This is a genomic window from Anaerococcus porci, from assembly GCF_009696575.1.
Lineage (GTDB): Bacteria > Bacillota > Clostridia > Tissierellales > Peptoniphilaceae > Anaerococcus > Anaerococcus porci.
In genome coordinates this window covers 1-2,248 of sequence record NZ_VULQ01000029.1, presented here as the reverse complement: position 1 = coordinate 2,248, position 2,248 = coordinate 1, and the positions used below count along the sequence as shown (strand labels likewise).

At 40.9% G+C, this 2,248-nt stretch carries 1 protein-coding gene; it reads right to left on the bottom strand.

Annotated elements, in window-relative coordinates; all coding sequences use genetic code 11:
* Positions 1-409: 409 nt before the first annotated feature.
* A complete protein-coding gene (locus FYJ26_RS10690) occupies positions 410-1,513 on the bottom strand; it encodes an IS4 family transposase (protein WP_123481022.1) in 1,104 nt (367 codons plus the stop codon).
* Positions 1,514-2,248: the final 735 nt, after the last annotated feature.

Below are 2,248 nucleotides of genomic sequence, written 5' to 3'. Positions count from 1 at the left end.
AATGTTCATCTTTTTATCTGAAGAACGGTTTTAAATTCCTTTATCCAAATGAGCAGGAATAAAAGGACTTTTACAATCTACTTAATGATGATAAATTGCATACCAGAATGATGTATCTTGACTTAAAATAACCTTTATAGAATTAACACAATAACAAATAAAAACTATGATAAGTAATAGCTTAAAGCAGAAGATATGCGGAGCAATGGCGATTCTCGGGCTTCTCGGATTTATTACTATTTTGATAATAGAACTCGGCTACGATAAAGATGTCAACAACTGGTTATTTTATTGTGCTTTTAGTTTTATCTTTGTAGGAATAATGCAGTTCTTACGATATAAAAAACGTGACAGATGAGATAGGCATGTGCAGACGCAACATTGTGTCTGGAAATTTAATAAAAAAGTTTTAAGTACATGACAAAAATTTGAAAACATCGAATTTTGGGGTATAAGTCGGACGCATAAGTATGGTCGAAATCTCTTCCAATCCATATTTGACAAGCGACTTTGCCTTTCTTCCATGTTTCAGAATCCTTATCGGTTTAATATTTATATCTTTATGTTCACCAACGAGATACGCCCATACAAGAGCCATGCAGACCATCGCGACAAGTCTTGCGATGCGGTCCATATCACGCATATGGGTATCCTCGATGTTGAAGCCGGAAGATTTCATGGCTCTAAAGGCCGTTTCTATCTCCCATCGTTTTTTGTATGTCAAAATCGCCTCCTCGGGCCGATTGAAGCATATGAGAATCTGCAATTCCGGAACACCATCGGAGTTTTTGATCCGGCTGCCGGCAAGATAGACATACTCACCTTTGTGAAGAAAGAGCGTATGGAAGAATTTCTCCTGACCGACCTTCAAATCATTGAACAGCCACCAGGCTCGGATTCTCTCACCGGTGGAAGGCTTGACAATCCAGAAGTTCTGACGTATTCGGATGTAATACCGTATGCGACGGCTGTTGAGCCATCCTGTCCATTCCTTTCCGATGAACTCGCGGTCTGCCACAAGGCAGTCGATGCATTCCGCTCCGAAAAGACGGATAAAACGTTCCATAATTTTCTTGCGTTCTTCCCAGTTGGAGTTGCCACGTTTCGGAAGAAGGCTGAATATCAAAGGGAAGGCAATCCCTTTATAGGTTATGCCCAACATAAGGATGTTTATATTGAACTCCCCGAACTTCCAGTTGGTCCGGTCCATGCTCAGCACAAGACCGGTCTTGACAGGAAGCAGCGAGAAAATCATACGGGCTATGATGTCAAGGTCAAGTACATACTTGGCAAAGAATCTTTGGAGCCGTCTGAGGTTGGAATCCTTGTCTACAGCCGTAGGCATCGCATCAGCCAGTTTGTGGAGGCTGACAGTCTGCACCACACAGAGTGCATGGAGCAGCAACGCCATGAGTTTTATGCGTGCCAAATTCATACTTTGACCAAAGTGCTCTTGCATAATCGGGAGGATTTGGTTAACTTTGACCGAGTCCTTGAAATTAGTAGTTTTCATGAGAAAAAGCGTCCAAACTTTTCCTTTAAATTACTAATTTTCAGGGACTTTTGCAAATTTAATCGACTAAAAATTAAGTGTTTAACAGCATAAATTTAATTTTTGTCATCTACTAAATTTTTCGAAATAAGTTTAGATTTCATTCCATAACAATGGATGCCAATTAGTTGTAAATTGAGAAATAATGCTTAAATTTGTTCGGTAAAGTCTTCCCGCAGGACCCCGATAAGGTTTCCGGAAAGCGAATCCGGCGAGCCGAAGGGTTTGGGGTGGGGTCTGCTGACATATTATAATAGAGCGTCTTTGTGCGCTTTGTTCTTGACTCTGAGAAACTTTCCACAAATTCTTTTCCAGTCAAAGACAAAGGCAACAAGGTCGCTCACGGCAAGGTTATAGTCCTTGGTGTACCTGTATGTATAGTGTACCTGAGGTTTATATATACCAACACGTGGGCTTCTACGTTGTTTGTCTCGACTGGGAGAAGGATACCAACGTCTCTCAGGGCAGGACGAGCAAAGAAAGAGAATCCTGCGTTTTCTATTTTTATATGCCAAGAATTACGTAAAATCCGATAAGGGATTCAATCGGAGCCAGCATCATCTATGGCTCGAAATCGAACTTCATTACCCCGACATTTTTATACGCCAAACGGAGCAATCAGCCTTTCATTCCAGTCATATCATTTCATTACTTTACGGAGATGTGGTTGATGTCTTCCATTTTATATGGGATATT